The organism is Sinomonas humi (genome assembly GCF_000802235.1).
GTDB classification, from domain to species: domain Bacteria; phylum Actinomycetota; class Actinomycetes; order Actinomycetales; family Micrococcaceae; genus Sinomonas; species Sinomonas humi.
This window is the reverse complement of the sequence record NZ_JTDL01000062.1, coordinates 1-2,421: the sequence shown is the minus strand read 5'-3', so window position 1 is coordinate 2,421 and position 2,421 is coordinate 1. Positions and strand designations below refer to the sequence as shown.

The 2,421-nt window shown below is 60.1% G+C and carries 3 protein-coding genes and 1 pseudogene; all 4 read right to left on the bottom strand.

Going from position 1 to position 2,421, the window contains the following annotated elements:
- A pseudogene (locus LK10_RS04370) lies at positions 1–236 on the bottom strand (SRPBCC family protein); the annotation flags it as partial.
- 266 nt (positions 237–502) lie between these two features.
- Positions 503–703 carry a DUF1016 N-terminal domain-containing protein gene (locus tag LK10_RS04365; RefSeq protein WP_043120465.1) on the bottom strand — a complete coding sequence of 67 codons (201 nt, stop codon included), beginning with the start codon at positions 701–703 and terminating at the stop codon, positions 503–505.
- Positions 704–882: 179 nt separating this feature from the next.
- Complete coding sequence (locus LK10_RS21715; RefSeq protein ID WP_156144027.1) at positions 883–1,143, bottom strand: hypothetical protein; 261 nt, start codon at positions 1,141–1,143, stop codon at positions 883–885.
- A 173-nt stretch (positions 1,144–1,316) separates the two neighbouring features.
- Positions 1,317–2,090, bottom strand: coding sequence for a ParA family protein (locus tag LK10_RS04355; RefSeq protein WP_043120462.1), 774 nt, complete (start codon positions 2,088–2,090; stop codon positions 1,317–1,319).
- Positions 2,091–2,421 lie beyond the last annotated feature (331 nt).

The window sequence follows — 2,421 nt, the reverse complement described above, 5'->3', positions numbered from 1 at the left end:
AGGTCAGGCGACTCCATCTCGGTGATCCGGCTCGTCATCCGAAGCGGAAGGCCGAAGTGCCAAGCTCGCCAGGTAACCTGCTCGCCAAGAGAGATGAGCCCAGAGGTCACGCCAGCAACAGCCTCTTCGCGAGACCGAGCCATCGAAGCCCGGTGGGCGTCGATGCTCCTGGCACGGTCAAACAGCTCCGACTTCGACATGCTTGTCCGCGTGATGCACTCGAAGTAGACGGCCATGGTCAGAGTATGCCCGCTCAGGATCAGAGTCAGACCGAGATCCACGGTTCTCGATCCCTCATGGGCGTGGTGTCACCAGTGCGGCGCCCGGAAGCGTGTTGGGGCTATCTGCCGATCGGGATGGCGGTGACTCCGACTCGCCGGGAGAGCGCGTCCCTGAGCGCATCCCTTTCCTCGAGCACGTCCAGTAGGGCGGTTGCGTAGGCTGCAAGCCGTTCGTCCAGGTCGCGGTTGTCGGCGGTTAGCCGGGCATTCCTGGGGCTGAGTTACCCGTTTTCGGCAGCCTTCGCGGCGTACCAATACCGCAGCTCGCTGTCGCGGAACTTGTCGATCAGGACCGTGATGTGCCCCCAGCCCAATCGCGCAACAGGCTGTTGCGCGATTGGGCCTTCACCTGGCCATGCGGATGCGAAGGAGCGCATGTAGCCGAGGTTCCGGCCGGGTTCGCGTTCGTCGGCAGGCAGCACCGCCTGAGCATCGACGGCGACGAGGACTACTTCATCGACCTGCTCCCGCAGAGAGCGCCCTGCCCTGATCGTCTAGCTGCGTGCCCGCGTATCGATGCCGAGGTTCCCCTGAGAGTCCATGTCGACGACGAGAACCCGCCACCAAAGGGGCTTTCCGTATGTACATACGGAAATATCACCTAGTCCTCGGTCGGTTGTGACGCCCGCTCCAAGGCTGCCACCGCCTCCGCCATGTTGCCGGTGCGGCCCAATCTAAGAATCCACAGCGCCTGCTCCACAACCTCTAGAAAGTCCTCTTCAGGCTTGAAGCTCGAAGCCCAATCCTTGAGTTCAGGGTCCATCTTGGACGTGTAGACGATCCGGACTGGCTTGCGCCGTCTGCGGACGGGCGGTTGGAGGGTCGACATCGCCGCGGGTTCACGGTCAGTTCTCTGAACCACAGGATCCATCTGCACCTCCGGGTTCACCGAAAATGCAGGCACATCGCGAGAGACGGCCACCGCCAAACTTGGCGTCCGCTCCAAAGGCACTGCCTCTGGAGCAGAGGCGATAGAGTCGACCAGACTCCGCTGGGGAGCCTTCGGAATCTGACTCTTCCTCTGCACTGCCGCCATCAGTTCACCTTCCAAACGTTTGAGACCAGTTCAGTGAGTGCTTCTTGCAGGACCGCCGCTCCCCTAGTTCCGACCTTTGTCAAAGGCACTTGTGCGCTTACGGCGTCCCGCATCGCCGTGCGTTTGGGCACGATCGGAGAGAGCAGCTTGTCTCCGTATGCTTCGCGGATCTGGTCCAGCTGATAAGTGTGCTCACCTGTTCCATCAAACTGGTTGACCAGGACACCTTCAAGCTGAAGATCGGGGTTGAGGTGAGGCCTCCCCCGCACATGTTCGACGGTCTCAAGGAATGCAACCAGCCCTTGGACCGCGAACGCCTCCGGACTGGTCACCGCAATGACCTTGTCTGCCGCGATGAGGCCGTTAAGGGTGAGGCGTCCCAGAGCCGGGGGCATGTCGATAAGGACAGCGTCAAAACCTTCGAAGGACTCGGACCCGTGGGCAGCAGTCTTCAGCCTCATCTCGGGTGCCACAAGCGCTTCAACTTCGATGCGGCCCAGTGATTCTTCCGCAGGAACAATCCATACCCCGGGGAACAGCGAGGGCACAGCAGCTTCCCCAAGGATCCCCGGCTGATCTGCGTAGAGAACATCGAACATGGTTCGATCCGGAACTTCGTCGAGGAGCCATCTGCTGAGGTTGCCTTGAGGATCCATGTCCAAGGTGAGAACTTGGTATCCCCGCATAGCCAAGGACCATGCGATCGCCCCGGTCATACTCGACTTTCCGACCCCACCCTTTCGGTTGCCGACGGCGGTTATCGTGGGCGCCATATTTCCTCCTATAAATACATACGTACAGCCGACCGTATGACCATCAAGATGGTCACCTTGCCGTCTGGCTGTCTTGCTCGCCTCTCAAGCTACAGGGGCGCCCGACGCGAGAGCCGTAGCGACACACCCTTGGGCATTCCGTCGGTATTTACGTCTGACCATACGGGCAGCTTTATGAACGTCTGTACGATCGCACATACGAGAACTCAGTCTCCTTCCGTTGCCCTGAACTGAGGGTGAGACGTCGCCGCCAAGGTCTCGCGCCTAGAAATATGTCCATATGTACGTATAGCCATACGTGCTGTCGTACTTCTCACAGCTGAGCCGGTGT

Excerpts from the sequence above, each read along its gene's own strand:
- LK10_RS04355 (WP_043120462.1), bottom strand. The coding sequence starts at position 2,090 with ATGGCGCCCACGATAACCGCCGTCGGCAACCGAAAGGGTGGGGTCGGA.